The sequence below is a fragment of the Aeromicrobium sp. P2_G6 genome (assembly GCF_056403535.1).
Genome location: NZ_JBFUFH010000011.1, coordinates 1 through 17,889, shown reverse-complemented (window position 1 = coordinate 17,889; position 17,889 = coordinate 1). Strand labels below are relative to the sequence as shown.

Sequence of the window (17,889 nt, the reverse complement as noted above, 5' to 3'; positions counted from 1 at the left end):
ACCCTTCGGCAACGGCAGCTGCACGATGTAACCCGTGCACGCCGGATCAGCATTCAGCTCATCGACCGCCGCCTCGACCTCAGCCTGGGTCGCGGTCTCAGGCAGATCGATCCGCAACGACTCGATACCCACCTGGGCGCAGTCACGGTGCTTGCCCGCCACATACCACTGACTCCCCGCGTCGTTGCCGACCAGGATCGTCCCCAGCCCAGCGGTCACACCCCGCTCACGCAGCGCATCCACACGCACCCGCAGCTCGTCCTTCATCGCGGACGCAACCGCCTTGCCATCAAGAATCTGCGCAGTCACGGCATGAGTCTTTCACGACGCGGTTGTTCCTGAGCCGACTGGGCGGATCGCCCTAGACTCCCTCCATGGCCTCCCGCGCACAGCTGTCGCAGGAACGCAGCCGGCTGCGCCGCGACGAGCTGCTGGCCGCCGCCATCGAGCTGTTCGCCGAGGGCGGGTCGCGGGCCATCACGCACCGGGCGGTCGCTGCGCAGGCGGGCCTGCCGTCGGCGACGACGACCTACTACTTCGAGTCGATCGACGACCTCATCCGCGAAGCCTTGGGCGCGCACCTCGACCAGTGGTCGCGTGACCTCGAGGCGCTGGCCGCCGTCGAGGTCGGAGTCGAGGTGGACCTCGACGACGCCTCGGGCTTCTTCTCCCGCGTCTTCGCCGCCCGGGGGCCGGAGGTCGCCGGGCTCGAGCTCGCCATCTTCCTCGCCGCCGCACGCGAGCCTGAGCTCCGCGACGGAGCGGCCCGCTCGATGCAGGCCTTCGAGGATCTTGCGACCAGGCTGCTCCGACGGGTCGGCGTCCCTGAGGCGGACGCGCTCGCAGCGTCGATCGTCACGCTCATCATGGGCACGGCGGTGCGTCGCCAGTCCGGTCTCTACACCGAGGACGTCGAGGCCCGGCTCCTGGTCTCGGCGATCCGCAGCCTCGTCGCGGCCCACGCCATCGGCCCCGAAGACGTCGACCGTACGCTCGCCGAGCTCCGTGAGGCCAAGCCGTGACGGTGCGCCTCGGCTCACTGGAGCTCGAGCCCGCTCAGGACGAGCTGCTCGCAACCCCGGTCGTCGCTGCACTCGCCGCCGTCCCGGCGGTGGCCGCCCAGGCGCACACCGTGGCGATCGATCCCGACCTCGCCGAGACCGCGGCGCTGACCGAGCGATTCGGCCTCGACCCCGAGGCCTCGGCCAACTGCGTCATCGTGCTCGGCAAGCGCGGTGGCGAGCTCCGGCCGGCGGCCTGCGTCATCCTGGCCAGCACCCGCGCCGACGTCAACGGACTCGTGCGGCGCACGCTCGATGCCCGCAAGTGCTCGTTCGCCCCGCAGGACTGGGCCGTCGCCGAGACCGGCATGGAGTACGGCGGGATCACGCCGGTCGGCGTACCGGAGGGCTGGCCGATCCTCGTCGACAGCGCTGTCACCGAGCAGCCGTGGGTCCTGCTCGGCAGCGGCCTGCGCCGTTCCAAGCTCGCACTGCCCGGAGCGTCATTGGCCGAGCTGCCCGGCGCGCAGGTGCTCCAGGGTCTAGGCCTGCGCTGACCTCAGGCCAGGGCTTCGACCAGGGCCGACCTGTGCTCATCCAGGTCGAACCGCCAGGCCGCCTTGTACGCCTCGACGGAGAATCCCGTGGTCGGCTGGTCGAGCTGCGCCGGCGCCCAGAAGTAGTGGATCTCATGTCCCATGGCCGCGGCGAAGAGGTACTCGTTGGCGGCAACATAGCTGCGGCTCGACAAGATGACGACCTTGGTCCCCGGGTTCAGCATCATGTTGAACAGCGCGCTGCCCGCGAAGCCCGCGACGACCTTCGCCGACCTGAACGTGTGCGCCTGGTCGGCGTACGACATCGTCTCGGCATCCATGACCGTGAAGCCCTGATCCGCCATGAACGACTCGATCTCCGGCGTGTTGACGCACCAGCGCTGCGTCGTGCTGCGGCGCGAGAGGAAGATCTTCTCCGGCCGATCGTGCGGGCGCTCGTCGCGCGCCAGCCCCGCGTAGAGCGTCTCCCACGCCTCGGCCAGCCCCGGGTCGACGTAGAAGGGGTTCTCCATCTGCGGCATCGCGGCGACGAGCGACTCGACGGTCACCGGCTCGTCCTCCGTCACCCAGAGGATGTCGTTGATCGGGACGCCGAGAGCCTGCAGGATCTGCGCCTTCCACGCTGGTAGCCGGTCGCGCCCGCGCTGGTGCGTCATCACGACGCGGAGGTCGGGGTTCTGGGAGCGGGCGATCTGCCAACCCCAGTGCTTGGAGATCGTCTCCGTCATGAGGTGCCCGTAATGGGTGGGGAACGCCGAGTCGAAGCTGAAGAACTCTCCGGGTTCGCGACGGGCGTGCCGCCCCTGGTCCACGAGGCGACCGAACCACGCCGTGGCCGGGACGATCCGCTTGTGGAACAACCGCGGGGCCTGCCAATGGCGGAACGAGTCGGGCAGCACGAGGTTGTCACGGCTGACGATCTCGCGAGGAAGGCACGTCGCCTCGGCATACCGGCGGACCGCGAGTGACGGCACGGCTATCGTGCGTTGTTTCTCGCGCGGAGCCGGCTCGCCGTGCATCACGAGCGTGGCCCGCGACTCGTACTCGAACGCCTCGCGTCGCGCGATGACCTCGCCCCACTCGGGCCCGAACCGGTCGAGCAGGACGTCCTCGGCCTCGCGGTGCCTCAGCATGAAGTGGTGGTTGCCGCGCTTGCGCACGACGGACAGTCGGCGGCCGGCGGCCCCGTTGATCTCGACGGAGCCGCTGAGCTCCTGGCGCCGTCGCGCCGCGCCGGCACCCTCACCATCGCGCGAGCTGCAGGCCGCCATGAGGTCACGGCTCAGCGCGCGCCCGGTCGCCACGTAGGCGCCGCCGGCAGGCAGCGCCCACACCGTCGCCCGCAGCAACGGGACCTTGAGGCTGTGCAGCGTCGCATCGACGATCGCAGCCGGCCTCGGCAACGATCGCAACCAGGCCAGGACGCCGTCCCGTGAGTCGACGACGTGCGGACGAATGTCCACGCCCGGGAGGCGGTCCGACAGAGCGGCGACGAACCTGTCGTCCGGGGCACTGAGCAGCACCGCGACGAACGGGCCGAGGCCCGCGGAGCTGGGAGCGGTGACCGCATCGGCCACCTGCTCCACCACCGAGATGGGTCGAACGCGCGTGAGACGCCTGACGACGCGCACCGTGACCGCTCGCAGGCTCTTCACCGTATGAGTCTAGGACCACGCGACATGGTGTCCGCGTCAGTGGAAGAAGTGCCTCGTGCCGGTCACGTACATCGTCACTCCGGCCGCTTGGGCGGCCTCGATGACGGCGTCGTCGCGGATCGATCCACCGGGCTGCACGATCGCGCGTACGCCTGCGGCGATCAGGATCTCCGGCCCGTCGGGGAACGGGAAGAACGCGTCGGATGCCGCGACCGAGCCGGTGGCCCGCTCGGCTCCGGCGCGCTCGACGGCGAGCTTGCACGAGTCGACCCGGTTGACCTGACCCATGCCGACGCCGACCGAGGCGCCGTCGCGGGCGAGCAGGATCGCGTTGGACTTCACCGCACGCACCGCGGTCCAGGCGAAGTCCAGATCGGCGAGCGTACGCTCGTCGGCCGGCTCCCCCGCGACGAGCGTCCACGTCGACGGGTCGTCGCCGGGAGCATCGACGTGGTCGACGCGCTGCACCAGCACGCCGCCGCTGATGCCACGGAACTCGATCGGGTCGGCGTGCTCGTCGGCCGGCACCCGGAGGATGCGGATGTTCTTCTTGGCCTGCAGCACCTCGAGGGCGCCGTCCTCGTAGTCGGGCGCGACGATGACCTCGGTGAACACCTCGGCGACCTGCTCAGCCATCGCCACGCTGACGGGCCGGTTGACCGCGATGACGCCGCCGAAGGCGGACACCGGATCGCACGCGTGCGCCCGGGCGTGTGCCTCGGCGACATCGGTGCCGACCGCGACGCCGCACGGGTTGGCGTGCTTGATGATCGCGACGGCGGGCAGCTCGAAGTCGTACGCCGCCCGGCGCGCAGCGTCGGTGTCGACGTAGTTGTTGTAGGACATCTCCTTGCCGTGCAGCTGCTCGGCGGCCGCCAGGCCTCCGCGCCAGTGCCGGTAGAGCGCCGCTGGCTGGTGCGGGTTCTCGCCGTAGCGCAGCACCGCCGACTTGTCCCACGTCGCGCCGGTGAACTCCGGCCAGCCATCCTGCGAGGGCGCGTAGGCGCTGGCGAACCACGAGGCCACGGCGACGTCGTACGCCGCGGTGTGGGCGAACGCCTGTGCGGCGAGCTGCTTGCGCTGGTCGAACGTGAAACCACCGGCGGCGATCGCGGCACGCACGCCGTCGTACGCCGACGGGCTGACGACGACCGCGACGCTGGGGTGGTTCTTGGCGGCGGCGCGGACCATCGACGGGCCGCCGATGTCGATCTGCTCGACGCACTCGTCAGGGGTCGCCCCGGACAGGACCGTCTCGCGGAACGGGTAGAGGTTGACGATGACCAGGTCGAACGGCTCGATCTCGAGCTCGGCGAGCTGCTGCACGTGGTCGTCGAGCCGCAGGTCGGCCAGGATGCCGGCGTGGACGCGGGGGTGCAGGGTCTTGACCCGGCCGTCGAGGCACTCCGGGAAGCCCGTGAGCTCCTCGACCGGGGTCACCGGAACGCCGGCGGACTCGATCGTCTTGGCGGTCGAACCGGTCGAGACGATCGCGATGCCGGCGGCGTGCAGGTCACGGGCCAGCTCTTCGAGTCCGGTCTTGTCGTAGACCGAGACGAGGGCGCGCTTGAGGGGACGTACGTCAGTCATCTGCCATCTTTCGTGGGGGCGCCGAGCACGACGGCCCGGTCATCGAGGTGGAAGTCTTCGCGCGCGAGCTTGCCGACCCACTCGACCAGCATCGCGCGCTCACTGGTCTTGATGCGTTCGTGCAGCGTGGCCTCGTCGTCGCCGTCCAGCACCGGCACGGCGACCTGGGCGACAATCGGCCCGGTGTCGACGCCTTCGTCGACGACGAACAGCGTGGCACCGGTGACCTTGACGCCGTATGCCAGCGCGTCCCGCGGGCCGTGCATGCCCGGGAACGCCGGCGACAGTGCCGGGTGGGTGTTGAGGGTGCGCCCCCCGAAACGTGAGAGGAATGCCGGACCGGTGAGCTTCATGAAGCCGGCGAGCACCACGACATCCGGCTCGTACGCCGCGACAGCCTCGGCCAGCGCCTCGTCCCAGGACACCCGATCGGCGTACGCCGAGGTCTTCAGGACGAAGGTGGGTATGCCGTGCCGTTCGGCGCGCGCCAGCCCCTCGATGCCGTCGCGGTCGGCGCCGMCCGCGACGATCTGGGCGCCGTAGTCAGGACTTGTTGACGCGTCGATCAACGCTTGGAGATTGGTGCCGCTTCCAGAGACGAGGACGACCAGGCGCGCTGGCGTCCGAAGGCTGCGGGGCACGGCCTCCACGATAGTGCTTGAGCACCGCACCAAGCGCGCCGCCCACCGCCATGACGGGCACCGCGAGCAGCAACGGCGTGAAGGCCGGCGGCCCGGCGTCCGCCATCCGGCCGGGGCCGATCGCTCCGCCGGACAACCCGACGAGGATCCCGAGCAGGAATCCGGCGACCCCACCCGCTCCAGCGCCCAGCGCGACCCGGGCCAGCAGACCCTCGCGGGCGCCGAGCTCGACTCGCCAGCCCGCGACCATGCCGCCGAGCAGCGGCACCATACCCAGCACGAAGACCCAACCCGGGAACTCCCCCGGCGGCGGCAACGCGGCCAGGAGGGGGAATCCCGGGACGTTGCCGAGCTGTGACCCGGTGAGGTCGACCGACGTGTCGGTGCCGAGCATGAAACCGGGTCCCACCAGCGCCGACGCGGTCCACAGCATCAGCGTCGGCGCGGCCAGCACGCAGGCGGCTGCGAGCGCGAAGCCCCCGCCCGTTCCCGGATCGAGCTGCGCCCAGATGTCGCCTGCGCGCGACAGGTGGCGCACGAGCTGCACGATCACGAGCGCACCGGCGGCGGCGAGCACGACCAACATGCCGGGGATCGCCGCCCGGGTGGCCAGGCGCAGGTCTTCCGAAGCGGTGAACCACAAGCGCTCGCCCTGGCCGTGACGGCGTACGGCGCCCCACGCGGCACCCAGTCCGCCGACGACGAAGGCGCCGAACGCAGCGCGAATGGCCGAGGTGTGCACATCACCCGTGGTCGAGGCCGCTGACGCGATCCCGGCAATGACGCCGTACGCGCCGGCGGTGGTCGCCACGAACGCGGCCAGCTCGTCGACCGGTTCCGCGACGACCCACGAGGCCGTACGCGCGACGAGGGCGACGCACACGAGCGTCGCGCCGACCGGGATGAGCCCGAACGTCACCGGTCCTGCGTCGATCCCCGACCCCAGCGAGACGAGCCACGCGCGCACCGTCGCGCGTACGAACGAGGCGAACGGCGGATCCGCTGAACCCTGCGCCACCAGCACGAACACCGCCGACACCGCGAGGGAGAGGATCGCCGCCAGAAGCGCAGTGAGAAAGGCCGGCCGGAGGTAGGGGGTCTCGACGGGCGCAGGCACCAGTTCATCCTCCCTGTAAAGTTGCGTCGTTGCACACAGGCACGCCGGACGTCAGGAGGAGGCTGGAGATGACTCGCGTCGACGAGTTCAACAGCTTCTACTCCTCGACCTTCTCGGACGCCGTGCAGGTCACCTACGCCGTCTGCGGCGATCGGCAGGTCGCGTTCGAGGCAACGGTCGACGCCTACCGCCGGGCGTGGCGCGACTGGACCAAGATCCGCGACCACCACCCCCTCGGCTGGGTCCGCAACGAGGCGTGGAAGCTCACGGCGCTCAGCCGCGGCACCCACCCGCTGCGCCGCAAGCACGAGGAGGACAGCGACACCCAGCTGCTCGAAGCCCTCGCCGAGCTGAGTGTCGACGACCGCCGCCTGATCGTCCTGATGACGCTGGGCAACACCGACCTCGAGGAGGCCTCCCGTGAGGTCGGCCTCCCCGCCGAAGAGGGCATCGAGAGCGTCACGACCGCACTGGCCAAGCTCGAAGCGGCCCTCCGGCAGAGCATCGACACGATCGAACGGCGCATGCACAGCCTCGCTGCGGCGACCGAGTCGCTCGAGGTACCGCCCGCCGCGACGGTGCGGACAGCCGCCAAGCGAGGTCGTCAGCGCAACACCGTCCTCCTGGTGGTCGTCGCCATCGTCGCGATCCTCGGCGGCGGCTTCGTCGCGACCGACGGCGACGCGTTGGCCAGCAGGAACGCCCTTCCCCAGCGCCAGAAGATCGGCGCCGAACGACCCGACGTCATCCTCGACTCCGAGAAGATCGACAAGGGCAACCTGCTCTCATCGGGCCAGGTCAGCACGCTGGATCCGGCGAGCACGTGGAAGGTCGACGGCACCGACGAGAACGTCGACAACACCACGCCCTACGCGACGTGCCCGACGAAGCGCTACGCCGATCCGGACCCACTGAAGGTCTTCGTCCGCACGTTCTCCGCCACCGGCGCCACCGATGAGCGGGTCGCCCAGGCGATCGAGGTCTCGCGCAGCGACGCGATCGCCGCCAAGACCTACGAGCGGCTGGTCCAGTGGTACTCCGACTGCGAGCATCCGCGGGTCCAGCTGGTCGCGGCCTACACGGTGCGGCGCCCCTTCGGCGACTTCCAGATCCTGCGACTGCGCTCGCACCGTTCCCCCGAACGTACGTTCACGGTCGGCTTCAGCCACTCCGGCACGGTCACGAGCACCTTGGTCCACGAGGCCGACGGGGCCACCGGTCCGAGCATCCCGGTGTTCGCCCGTACGCTCAACGACTCGGTCACGAAGGTCTGCAAGGACAGCGGCGGCGAGTGCACCGAGAAGATCCTCGTCACGCGCACGGACCCGCCGCCCACCTCCGATGCGCCGTCCTTCCTCGGCATCGTCGACCTGCCGCCGATCCGCAACGTGGACAAGGTGTGGGCTGGTGCCACAGTCCCGGCCAAGACCAATCCGGCCGCGACGCAGTGCGACCAGGCGACGTTCACCGGCAAGGACGTGACCCGCGCAGCCGCCCGCATCTACGTGCTCTACCAGGCCACGACGCTGCCCAAGCAGTTCGGTGTCGCCGAGACCGTCGGCCGTTTCTCGTCACCGGCCAAGGCGAAGGCGTTCGTCACCAAGGTCACCAAGCGGCTCAACGGCTGTGCCGACAAGATCCTCTCAGCCAGGATCGAGCAGCATGAGTCGTTCAAGACCTCGCACTACACCGGCGATGTGTGGCGGGTCAGCGTCGAGGTCACCAAGGGCACCCGCGCCTTCTACCGGATGTCGCTGATCCGTCGGGGGTCTGACGTGGCGCAGGTGACGTTCACCCCGGCCGGCACGTACGACATCTCCCAGAAGGCCTTCGAAGCCATGGCCGTAAGAGCCGCCACCAGACTCAAGTACGCCCAGTAGGACGACGCAACCCCTCGCCATGAGGTGAAAAGGTCGACGCAACCCCTCGCCGTGAGGTCACAGGTCGACGCACCCCCTCGCCGTGAGGTCACAGGTCGAGACACCCCTCGCCGTGAGGTCACACGTCGACGCAGGCCCTCGCCGTGAGGCAAAAAGACCGCTGCGGGAGGGCGCCGAGCTGAGGAGTTTGTTGCGGCCCATCGACGAGCAGACGACGCAACGCCAGGTGACAAGGAAACGACGCTCGTCGATGGGCGGCAACTGACTCGTCAGCGCAGGTGACACCAACGAACCGCGCAGCCGAAAGAACGAACGCGGTAGCCACCGTCAAACATAAAAAGAAGCCCCCCTCACCCAAAAAGGTGAGAGGGGCTCCAACGAAAAGGGCTACAGCCCCTTCAGGATCTCTCGCATCAGCTCGGCGGTCTCGGACGGCGTCTTGCCGACCTTGACGCCCGCAGCCTCGAGGGCTTCCTTCTTGCCCTGCGCGGTGCCCGCACCGTCGGCCACGATGGCGCCGGCGTGGCCCATCGTCTTGCCCTCAGGCGCGGTGAACCCGGCGACATAGCCGACGACGGGCTTGGTGACGTGCGCCTGGATGTAGGCCGCGGCCTTCTCCTCAGCGTCGCCACCGATCTCGCCGATCATGACGATCGCCTTGGTGTCGGGGTCCGCCTCGAACGCCTCGAGGGCATCGATGTGGGTCGTCCCGATGATCGGGTCGCCGCCGATTCCGATCGCCGTCGTGAAGCCGTAGTCACGCAGCTCGAACATCATCTGGTAGGTCAGCGTGCCCGACTTCGACACGAGCCCGATCGGGCCCGATCCGGAGATCGTCGCCGGCGTGATGCCGGCAAGCGCCTCGCCCGGCGTGATGATGCCGGGGCAGTTCGGGCCGATGATGCGCGTCTTCTTGCCCTGGGCGTACGCCCAGAACTCGGCGCTGTCCTGCACCGGGACGCCCTCGGTGATGATCACCAGGAGGCCGATCTCGGCGTCGATCGCCTCGATGACGGCGTCCTTGGTGAACGCCGGCGGGACGAAGGCGACCGACACGTCAGCGCCGGTCTTCTCGATGGCTTCGGCGACCGTGCCGAACACGGGGAGCTCGACATCCTGGCCGTCGGCGCCCGTGTGGGTGACCGTGGTGCCGGCCTTGCGGGCGTTGACGCCGCCGACGACGTTCGTGCCGGCCTTGAGCATCAGGGCGGTGTGCTTGGTGCCCTCACCGCCGGTGATGCCCTGGACGATGACCTTGGAGTCCTTGTTGAGGAAGATCGACATGTCAGGCTCCTTCGTTTGCGAGCTCGGCAGCGCGGTCAGCCGCACCGTCCATCGTGTCGACCAGCGTCACCAGCGGGTGGTTCTTCTCGTTCAGGATGCGGCGACCCTCCTCGACGTTGTTGCCGTCCAGGCGTACGACGAGCGGCTTGGACGCCTCGGCTCCGAGGATGTCCAGCGCGCCGACGATGCCGTTGGCGACGGCGTCACACGAGGTGATGCCGCCGAAGACGTTGACGAACACGCTCTTGACCTGCGCGTCGTTGAGGATCACGTCGAGGCCGTCGGCCATGACCTGCGCCGAGGCTCCACCGCCGATGTCGAGGAAGTTGGCGGGCTTGACGCCACCGTGCTTCTCTCCGGCGTACGCGACGACGTCGAGGGTGCTCATGACGAGTCCCGCGCCGTTGCCGATGATGCCGACCTCGCCGTCGAGCTTGACGTAGTTGAGGCCCTTCTCCTTGGCCTTCGCCTCGAGGGGGTCGGCCGCGGCCTTGTCCTCGAACGCGGCGTGGTCCTCGTGGCGGAACTCGGCGTTCTCGTCGAGCGAGACCTTGCCGTCGAGCGCCTCGAGGATGTCGCCCTCGAGCCGGGCGAGCGGGTTGACCTCGACGAGCGTGGCGTCCTCTTCGACGAAGACCTTCCACAGCGCCTGGATCATCTGGACGGCCTGGTCGGTCAGCTCGGCGGGGAACTTCGCGTCGGCGACGATCTCGCGCGCCTTGGCCTCGTCGACGCCCGTACCGGCATCGATCGGGATCTGGCGGACGGCCTCGGGGTTGGTCTTGGCGACCTCTTCGATCTCGACACCGCCCTCGACGCTCGCGATGCACAGGTAGCTGCGGTTGGCGCGGTCGAGCAGGAAGGAGAAGTAGTACTCCTCCAGGATGCTGGCGGCCGGGGCGATGAGCACCCGGTTGACCGTCAGACCCTTGATCTCCATGCCCAGGATGTTCGACGCGTGCTCGTAGGCCTCGTCGGGGGTCTTGGCGAGCTTGACGCCGCCGGCCTTGCCGCGACCGCCGGCCTTGACCTGTGCCTTGACGACGACGACGCCCAGCTGCTCAGCTGCGACCTTCGCCTCGTCCGGTGTGTTGGCAACGATGCCCAGGGTGACCGGTACATCGTGCTTGGCGAAGAGCTCCTTCGCCTGGTATTCCATCAAATCCACGGTGGAGTCCGTCCTCTGTTGACGTCCGATACGCTCAGCAGCCGGCCGGTGGCCGACACCAATTGAGCCTTTGCGACTCTAGCCCTTAACCGCGCGTTCACGCGCGTTGGCTTCGTCACACACTTCACCGGGGGAACCGATGAGCATCGAGTCGATCACGTCGTCCGACGTCCAGCTGCGCGTGCGCATCGAAGGCAACGCCAACGGACCCGTCGTCGTCCTGGTCCACGGCTTCCCCGACAGCCAGCGCGTATGGGACCGGGTCGTCCCCCTCCTGACCGCGGACCACCGCGTCGTGACCTACGACGTACGCGGTGCGGGCGGCTCGTCGGCGCCGGCCTCGCGCTCCGGCTATCGCATGAGCAAGCTCGTCGGCGACCTGGCTGCGGTGATCGAGCACGTACGCCCCGACGGCGGTCCCGTGCACCTCGTCGGTCACGACTGGGGCTCGATCCAGTCATGGAGCGCGGTCATGCGCGAGTCCTCGGATGCACGTCTGACCGGCCGGATCGCCTCCTACACCTCGATCAGCGGTCCCGGGCTGGACATCTACGGCAACTTCATCCGCGACGGCCTGGCGCGCCGGCGCTTCGCTGCGGTCGGGCGGCAGGCCCTCCAGTCCTGGTACGTCGTGGCGTTCCAGACTCCCGGCCTCCCCGAGCTGATCGCCCGCCGTTTCGGTCGCCAGCTCCGTACGGCCATGGCGCGCCGCCAGAAGCTGGACGGCGGGCACTGGGGTGACACGTTCGAGGACGACTTCCGCAACGGCGTCAACCTCTACCGCGCGAACGGACTGAGCTTCCGCCGCGGCACGACGTCCGTGCCGGTGCAGCTCGTCGTGCCGACCAAGGACTCGTTCCTGTCGCCTGCGGTCTACGCCGACGTCGCAGAGTTCGCGCCTGACGTCCGACGGGTCGACGTGGTCGCCGGGCACTGGGTCGTCCAGTCGCAGCCCGGAGTCGTTGCGGACAGCGTCCGCGCGTTCGTCACCGAGATCGAGGCGCGCCAGGCGGTACGTCGAGGGGCGTGACGTCGACGTCGCCCGCTCCGAGCTTCGTGCACAGCTCGAGGATTAGGGTGATCGACTCGGCATCGCCGTCGACCACGATCGTCGTCGCATCCTCTGCGATGAGCGCGCGCACGAGCTGCTCGGGGGTCTGTTCGCCGCCGACGTAGACCACCTCGTGCCCCTCGTCGCGGAGGCGTTTGGCAGCCCTTTGGGCGTGCTCACCGTCGCCGACAGACCCCAGGACGACACGCTGTCTTACCATGAGAACGATGCTCCCACAAGAGTGAAGGTCGTCACATTTGTCGACATTTCAGGCGGGGATTTCGAGCATTTGTTGTCCAGAGCGCGAATTCTATTTCGCTCGGCCCACCTCGTCGGCTAGGCTTCCGGAGTCCTGTCGTCACTTCTTCGGAGGTTTTTTGCGTGTCTTCGTCTGCGCCTAAACGCCGACTTGATGTACGCCAGGAGACCCCTCAGCGAACACCGGGCAAGCGGACAGCTCAGCGCCGCAGGACCCGCAAGCGCAGCTTCAGACCCACCCCAGCCATGGCCGGAGCCTTCATCCTGGTCCTGGCTGCTTTTGGTTCCATGGTCCTCGGCAACACGTCCGACGGCGACTCGCTCGCCAACGACAAGTACCAGACGATCTCCCAGAGCTATGTCGGTCCCGACGACGCCGCCGCCAACGGCAAGGTCGACGTCAGCCGCAGCTTCGACCGCGAGCTCGTCAAGAAGCAGACCGCGGTCCAGGCCCAGCAGGTGCTGACGGCCCAGGCGGACCTCAAGAAGGACGTCGACAAGTTCGCCAAGGAGACGCTCAAGAACCAGTGGGTCGTCCCGGTGACGGGATACCACCTGACGGCGCGATTCGGTCAGCGCAGCGGCCTCTGGTCCACCGTCCACACCGGCCTCGACTTCGCCGGGCCCTCGGGCTCGACGATTGTCTCGGTCGCCGCCGGAGTCGTGAAGTCGACCGGCTACGAAGGTGCCTACGGCAACCGCACGGTCATCACCCTCCGCGATGGCACCGACATCTGGTACTGCCACCAGAGCCGCATTGCGGTCTCCGTCGGCCAGGCCGTCGGACCCGGTGACGTGATCGGCTACACCGGCTCGACCGGCAACGTGACCGGCCCGCACCTGCACCTCGAGGTGCACCCCAATGGTGGCGCCGCGGTCGACCCCGAGCCGGTCCTGCGCCAGCACGGCGTCAACCCCTGACCAACGCCTCCCCCCGCGATTTGTGAGGTTAGAGGCGCTACCGCGCCGATGTAGCGCCCCCAGGGGCACAAATCGCGAACGCTTGTCCACAAGTCGCCGCAGTCCGCTCCCGCGTACGGTCGATGGTCGCCATCGTGGGCCTCATGCCCCGTCGTCCTCAAGTTCCGCATGAGCTCCGGGGCTCCGTCTTCACAACGGGTCAGGCCGCGAAGCTCGGCGTTTCCGCGTCGATGCTGCGAGGACAGCACTACGTCAGCGTGCACCGTGGAGTCTGGCGTCTGGCAGACACCAATCTCACCTTCGACCTCGCGGTGCGGGCAGCGACGCTGGCACTTCCCTCCGGCTCCGCAGTGAGCCACGTGACCGCCCTGCAATGGATGGGCGTCGGCGTGGGCCGACCAGCGCCGCTTCACTTCTCCACATGCTCGACCGCCCAAGTGGCGCACGACATCGTCCTGCATCGCCGACTCGGACGCCTGGCGCCGCGAAACCTGCGGGGCATCCCCGTTCTCGGCCCGGATCGCTCGTTCGTCGACAGTGCGACGCTGCTTGGCCTGCGCGACTTGGTCCGCGCCGGCGATGCGCTGGTGCGCGCTGGTCTGACCTCGGTCGACCGATTGCTGGATTATGTGGCGTCGAGCCACCTCGACGGGGTCATCCGCGCGAGGGAAGCGGCGCTGCTCGTGCGGGAACGCGTCGACTCGCCACGGGAAACCGACGTGCGGTTGCTGCTGGTGCTGGCCGGGCTTCCCGAGCCGCAGACCAACGTCGACGTGTTCGACGACTCCGGGACGTGGCTCGCGCGAGGTGACCTCGTGATCCCGGAATTCCGGCTGATCATCGAGCACGATGGCTGGCACCACGAGCGCAGCGCGGAACAGCGGCAGAAGGACCACTTGCGGCGCGAACGAATAGAGGCTGCCGGCTGGACGCTCATCGTCATCACCGTGGCCGACTTCGAGCACCCGACCGCCATCGTTGCGCGTGTCTACGAGGCGCTGGCGCGACGAGGCTACGCCGGACCTCCTCCGTTCCTCACCGCCCAGTGGCGGCGCATCGCTCGCGGTTTGTGAGGCGAAAGGCGTTACGCGCCGCCTTTACCGCCTTGAAGTTCACAAATCGCGGGGCCGGGGCCCTGGGCTAGAGCTTTTCGACTGGGGCGTAGCGCAGCAGGAGGCGCTTGACGCCTTGCGAGCCAAAGTCGACCGACGCCACGGACTTGTCGCCCTGACCTTCGACCGCGATGACCGTGCCGAGGCCGAAGCTGTCGTGGCTGACCCGGTCACCGGCCGACAGTGACACGACTTCCCGCGTCGCCCGCTTGGACCTGGCCGCGACGTTGGAGGACCGGAACGACGACTGGGCGGTCGCCGAGGGTGAGCTCGGGGTCCACTGCGTCGGCGGCGAGGCGAGGCGCCGCCAGTCGACGAGCGCCTCGGGGAGCTCGTCGAGGAACCGCGACGGCGGGTTGTAGGACGGGGCACCCCAGGCCGAGCGGGTCGCGGCGCGGGTGACGTAGAGGCGGGTACGCGCGCGGGTGATGCCGACGTAGGCCAGCCGCCGCTCCTCCTCGAGCTCCTTGCTGTCAGCCAGGGAGCGCATGTGCGGGAAGACGCCATCCTCGAGCCCGGTGAGGAACACCACCGGGAACTCCAGCCCCTTGGCGGTGTGCAGCGTCATGAGCGTCACGACTCCGTCGCCCTCGTCGGGGATCTGGTCGGCGTCGGCGACCAGGGCGACCTGCTCGAGGAATGCACCGAGTGAGCCGGCTGCCAGGTCGGGCTCGTCGGAGATCGCGTCGACGGCCTCTGACGGCTCCTCGTCCACGACCTCGACCCCCTGCTCCTGCAGCAAGTTGTCGGCGACCGTGCTGGCACCGACGACGAACTCGCGAGCCACCGCGACGAGCTCGGCGAGGTTCTCGACGCGGGTCTCGTCCTGCGGGTCGGTGCTCTGCTCGAGCGTCGACAGGTAGCCGCTGCGGGTCAGGGCGGCCTCGAGCACGGCATCGGCGGGAGCTCCGGACTCGGCCATCGCCATGAGCTCGGACATCACCGCAGTGAAGGCCTGGATTGCGTTGAGCGACCGGGTCGCGAGGTCCGTCGCCTCCTCGGCGCGAGTCAGCGCCTCCCAGAAGCTGATGTCCTCGGCGGTCGCCAGCCGCTGGATCGCCGCTTCGGCCCGCTCACCGATGCCACGCTTGGGCTCGTTGATGATGCGCCGCAGCGAGACCGCGTCGCGCGGGTTGATGAGCACCCGGACGTACGCCAGCGCGTCCTTGATCTCCTTGCGCTCGTAGAACCGGACGCCGCCGACGACGCGATAGGGCAGGCCGACGCGGATGAAGACTTCCTCGAAGACCCGGCTCTGGGCGTTGGTGCGGTAGAAGATCGCAACGTCCTTGGCCGCCGCGACGTCGTCATCGGTCAGCTTGTCGATCTCGTCGGCGATGAACTGCGCCTCGTCGCGCTCGTCGTCACCGACATAGCCGACGATCTTCTCGCCATCACCCTCGGCCGACCACAGCTGCTTGTCCTTGCGGCCCTCGTTGCGGCTGATCACGGCGTTGGCAGCCGACAGGATCGTCTGGGTCGAGCGGTAGTTCTGCTCGAGCAGGATCGTCGCGGCGTTGGGGAAGTCGTCCTCGAACTCGAGGATGTTGCGGATGTTGGCGCCGCGGAACGCGTAGATCGACTGGTCGGAGTCACCGACGACCAGCAGGTCGGACTCCTCGTCGGTCAGCTCCTTGATGAGCTGATATTGAGCGTGGTTGGTGTCCTGGTATTCGTCGACCAGGATGTGGCGGAACCGGCGCCGGTAGGTCTCGCGGACGTCGGGCCAGCCCTGGAACAGGTGGACCGTGTTCATGATCAGGTCGTCGAAGTCCATCGCGTTGGCCGCCTGCAGGCGCGCCTGGTAGGTCTTGTAGGCCTCGGCGTAGATCTCCTCGGTCGGGTTGTCCGCCTTGCCGGCCGCCGCTTCGTGATCGACGAGCTCGTTCTTGAGGTTGGAGATCCAGTTGAGCACCGCGCGCGGGTTGATGCGCTTGGGATCGAGGTCCATGTCGCGGCAGACCAACGTCATGAGCCGGCGCTGGTCGGCCGCGTCGTAGATCGTGAATGACGACGTGAAGCCGAACTTGTTGGCCTCGCGGCGCAGGATGCGTACGCACGCGGAGTGGAACGTCGAGACCCACATCATGCGGGCGCGCGGACCCACGAGATCGGCCACGCGTTCGCGCATCTCGGCGGCGGCCTTGTTGGTGAACGTGATCGCCAGGATCGAGCCCGGGTGCGCCCCACGCGCGGCGATCAGCCATGCGATGCGGCGCGTCAGCACGCGGGTCTTGCCGGACCCGGCGCCGGCCACGACCAGCAGCGGCCCTCCGGGGTGCGACACAGCCGCCTGTTGGGCCTCGTTGAGCCCCTCGAGCAGGGTCTCCGAGCGGGGACGCCGCTTGTCGACGGACTTCTCGGGCGCAGCGGCAGGCACAGGGAACGGCAACGTCATCGTGCCTCCCAGCCTAGTTGCCGGAGCCGACATCGCCCGCCTCGGAGGGTCGTCGGACGTAGACTCGCGTGCCATGGACGGCACGGTGAGCATCCGGACGGCGGGAGAGGCCGACTTCGACGCCCTCACCGACCTGTGGGAGCGGTCCGCCCGATCCAGTCACGCGTTCATGGACGACGAGGAGTTCGTCGAGCTGAAGCCCCGCATCCGCGACCTGCTGCTGCCGTCGATGGACGTGTGGGTCGCCGAGTCCGAAGGCGAGACGCTCGGATTCGTCGGCGCCCGCGCCGAGCACGTCGAGCTGCTCTACATCGCGCCCGAGGCACAGGGCAAGGGCATCGGTCCGCAGCTGCTCGCGCAGGTCACCGGCGGCACCGGTCCGCGCAGCGTCGAGGTCTATGCGGACAACGCGGTCGGCCTGGGCTTCTACCTCTCGCAAGGATTTCGCGAGACCCGCCGCGATCCCACCGACGGCGCCGGCCGCGGCTTCGCGATCGTCCACCTGGAGCGGGCATGAACATCGTCACGGTCGACGCTGCCGGCCATGAGCCGCCGTACGAGCAGGTCCGCCGCCAGATCGCCGAGGGCGCGGCGTCCGGGGCACTCGCTGCGGGACACAAGCTGCCGACCGTACGCCAGCTGGCGACCGACCTCGGGCTCGCCGCCAACACCGTCGCCAAGGCGTACCGGGCGCTCGAGGGTGACGGCGTGATCGAGACGCACGGACGCCGAGGGACGTTCATCGCGAGCCGCAAGCTCACCGACGCCGAGGCGGAGGCCGGCGCGCAGACGTACGCCCGGATTGCCAGGACCCAGGGCCTCTCGCTGGACGAGGCGATCCGGCTGGTCGAGAAGAGCTGGACTCCCTGAGAGTCGTCTCAGCCGTGCGGGTTACCGTGGCCGGGTGAACCCCCTGTCACACGAACAATTCACGCTCCTCGTCGGCCTGCTGATCATCGGCGGCATCGCCCTGATGGGCCTCGCGCTCAGCGGCTACGGCAGCAGCGACCGTACGCACCAGCACCCGCCGCGCCTGCCCGGCCACGACGTCGAGGACAAGCTCAACAGCGACTAGGTGTGATGTCCAGGGACGTTGTTTCGTGACACGGTCCTGATCTGCTGGACGGCGAAGGCCTCCGGTTGTGGAGTGGAGATGTCTAGTAACCGCTCCGCACACAGGAGGCCTTCGTGTCCCACGCTAACGCTGCTCTGACCCCGCGTGCTCGTTTGAGGCTCGCGAAACTGATCGTTGAGGA

The 17,889-nt window shown here is 68.8% G+C and carries 18 protein-coding genes; 9 read left to right on the top strand and 9 right to left on the bottom strand.

The annotated features are described in order from the left end of the window. A partial coding sequence (locus AC1DVU_RS22230; RefSeq protein WP_476924649.1) for a tetrahydrofolate dehydrogenase/cyclohydrolase catalytic domain-containing protein occupies nt 1–309 on the bottom strand: 309 nt, incomplete at its 3' end. Between the two features lie 65 nt (nt 310–374). On the opposite strand from AC1DVU_RS22230, the gene AC1DVU_RS22225 reads away from it, so the two are divergent. Further along, nucleotides 375–1,022, top strand: a complete 648-nt coding sequence (locus tag AC1DVU_RS22225; RefSeq protein ID WP_476924648.1) for a TetR/AcrR family transcriptional regulator — start codon at nt 375–377, stop codon at nt 1,020–1,022. Continuing rightward, complete coding sequence (locus tag AC1DVU_RS22220) at nt 1,019–1,558, top strand: YbaK/EbsC family protein (protein ID WP_476924647.1); 540 nt, start codon at nt 1,019–1,021, stop codon at nt 1,556–1,558. The genes AC1DVU_RS22225 and AC1DVU_RS22220 overlap by 4 nt, the downstream gene beginning before the upstream one ends. A gap of 2 nt (nt 1,559–1,560) precedes the next feature. Here the strand turns inward: AC1DVU_RS22220 and AC1DVU_RS22215 are convergent, their stop codons facing one another. Genes AC1DVU_RS22215 through AC1DVU_RS22200 form a run of 4 tightly spaced genes read right to left on the bottom strand, consistent with a single transcriptional unit; the run spans nt 1,561 to nt 6,561 of the window. Next, nucleotides 1,561–3,213, bottom strand: coding sequence for a glycosyltransferase family 61 protein (locus AC1DVU_RS22215; RefSeq protein ID WP_476924646.1), 1,653 nt, complete (start codon nt 3,211–3,213; stop codon nt 1,561–1,563). Nucleotides 3,214–3,249: 36 nt separating this feature from the next. Continuing rightward, nucleotides 3,250–4,803, bottom strand: a complete 1,554-nt coding sequence (purH, locus tag AC1DVU_RS22210; protein ID WP_476924645.1) for a bifunctional phosphoribosylaminoimidazolecarboxamide formyltransferase/IMP cyclohydrolase — start codon at nt 4,801–4,803, stop codon at nt 3,250–3,252. Next, entirely contained in the window at nt 4,800–5,372 is a 573-nt protein-coding gene (purN, locus tag AC1DVU_RS22205; RefSeq protein WP_476924644.1) for a phosphoribosylglycinamide formyltransferase, read from the bottom strand. The genes purH and purN overlap by 4 nt, the downstream gene beginning before the upstream one ends. Beyond that, a complete protein-coding gene (locus tag AC1DVU_RS22200) occupies nt 5,347–6,561 on the bottom strand; it encodes a cell division protein PerM (RefSeq protein WP_476924643.1) in 1,215 nt (404 codons plus the stop codon). The genes purN and AC1DVU_RS22200 overlap by 26 nt, the downstream gene beginning before the upstream one ends. 68 nt (nt 6,562–6,629) lie before the next feature. On the opposite strand from AC1DVU_RS22200, the gene AC1DVU_RS22195 reads away from it, so the two are divergent. Next, a complete protein-coding gene (locus AC1DVU_RS22195; RefSeq protein ID WP_476924642.1) occupies nt 6,630–8,441 on the top strand; it encodes an RNA polymerase sigma factor in 1,812 nt (603 codons plus the stop codon). A gap of 387 nt (nt 8,442–8,828) precedes the next feature. Here AC1DVU_RS22195 and sucD read toward each other — a convergent pair whose 3' ends face one another. Then, complete coding sequence (gene sucD / locus AC1DVU_RS22190) at nt 8,829–9,725, bottom strand: succinate--CoA ligase subunit alpha (RefSeq protein ID WP_476924641.1); 897 nt, start codon at nt 9,723–9,725, stop codon at nt 8,829–8,831. Between the two features lies 1 nt (nt 9,726). Continuing rightward, entirely contained in the window at nt 9,727–10,893 is a 1,167-nt protein-coding gene (gene sucC / locus AC1DVU_RS22185) for an ADP-forming succinate--CoA ligase subunit beta (RefSeq protein WP_476924640.1), read from the bottom strand. A gap of 139 nt (nt 10,894–11,032) precedes the next feature. Between sucC and AC1DVU_RS22180 the strand changes: the two genes are divergently transcribed. After that, nucleotides 11,033–11,923 carry an alpha/beta fold hydrolase gene (locus AC1DVU_RS22180; RefSeq protein ID WP_476924639.1) on the top strand — a complete coding sequence of 297 codons (891 nt, stop codon included), beginning with the start codon at nt 11,033–11,035 and terminating at the stop codon, nt 11,921–11,923. On the opposite strand, the gene AC1DVU_RS22175 is transcribed toward AC1DVU_RS22180, so the two are convergent. Next, a complete protein-coding gene (locus AC1DVU_RS22175; RefSeq protein ID WP_476924638.1) occupies nt 11,880–12,164 on the bottom strand; it encodes a hypothetical protein in 285 nt (94 codons plus the stop codon). The two genes, AC1DVU_RS22180 and AC1DVU_RS22175, sit on opposite strands and share 44 nt — an antisense overlap. Nucleotides 12,165–12,448: 284 nt before the next feature. On the opposite strand from AC1DVU_RS22175, the gene AC1DVU_RS22170 reads away from it, so the two are divergent. Together AC1DVU_RS22170 and AC1DVU_RS22165 are read left to right on the top strand one after the other, a co-directional pair. Continuing rightward, nucleotides 12,449–13,123 (top strand): M23 family metallopeptidase, encoded by a 675-nt coding sequence (locus AC1DVU_RS22170; RefSeq protein ID WP_476924637.1) that lies wholly within the window; start codon nt 12,449–12,451, stop codon nt 13,121–13,123. Nucleotides 13,124–13,266: 143 nt separating this feature from the next. Then, complete coding sequence (locus AC1DVU_RS22165; RefSeq protein WP_476924636.1) at nt 13,267–14,196, top strand: DUF559 domain-containing protein; 930 nt, start codon at nt 13,267–13,269, stop codon at nt 14,194–14,196. A 67-nt stretch (nt 14,197–14,263) separates the two neighbouring features. Here the strand turns inward: AC1DVU_RS22165 and pcrA are convergent, their stop codons facing one another. Next, on the bottom strand, nt 14,264–16,633 hold the full coding sequence (gene pcrA, locus AC1DVU_RS22160) for a DNA helicase PcrA (RefSeq protein WP_476924635.1): 2,370 nt from the start codon (nt 16,631–16,633) through the stop codon (nt 14,264–14,266). Nucleotides 16,634–16,706: 73 nt separating this feature from the next. Here pcrA and AC1DVU_RS22155 point away from each other — a divergent pair, with 73 nt between their 5' ends. The 3 genes from AC1DVU_RS22155 to AC1DVU_RS22145 are packed head-to-tail and all read left to right on the top strand — an operon-like array spanning nt 16,707 to nt 17,708. Beyond that, nucleotides 16,707–17,150 carry a GNAT family N-acetyltransferase gene (locus AC1DVU_RS22155; protein WP_476924634.1) on the top strand — a complete coding sequence of 148 codons (444 nt, stop codon included), beginning with the start codon at nt 16,707–16,709 and terminating at the stop codon, nt 17,148–17,150. After that, on the top strand, nt 17,147–17,503 hold the full coding sequence (locus AC1DVU_RS22150) for a GntR family transcriptional regulator (RefSeq protein WP_476924633.1): 357 nt from the start codon (nt 17,147–17,149) through the stop codon (nt 17,501–17,503). Before AC1DVU_RS22155 ends, AC1DVU_RS22150 begins: the two co-directional genes overlap by 4 nt. A gap of 34 nt (nt 17,504–17,537) precedes the next feature. Further along, a complete protein-coding gene (locus tag AC1DVU_RS22145; RefSeq protein WP_476924632.1) occupies nt 17,538–17,708 on the top strand; it encodes a hypothetical protein in 171 nt (56 codons plus the stop codon). Nucleotides 17,709–17,889 lie beyond the last annotated feature (181 nt).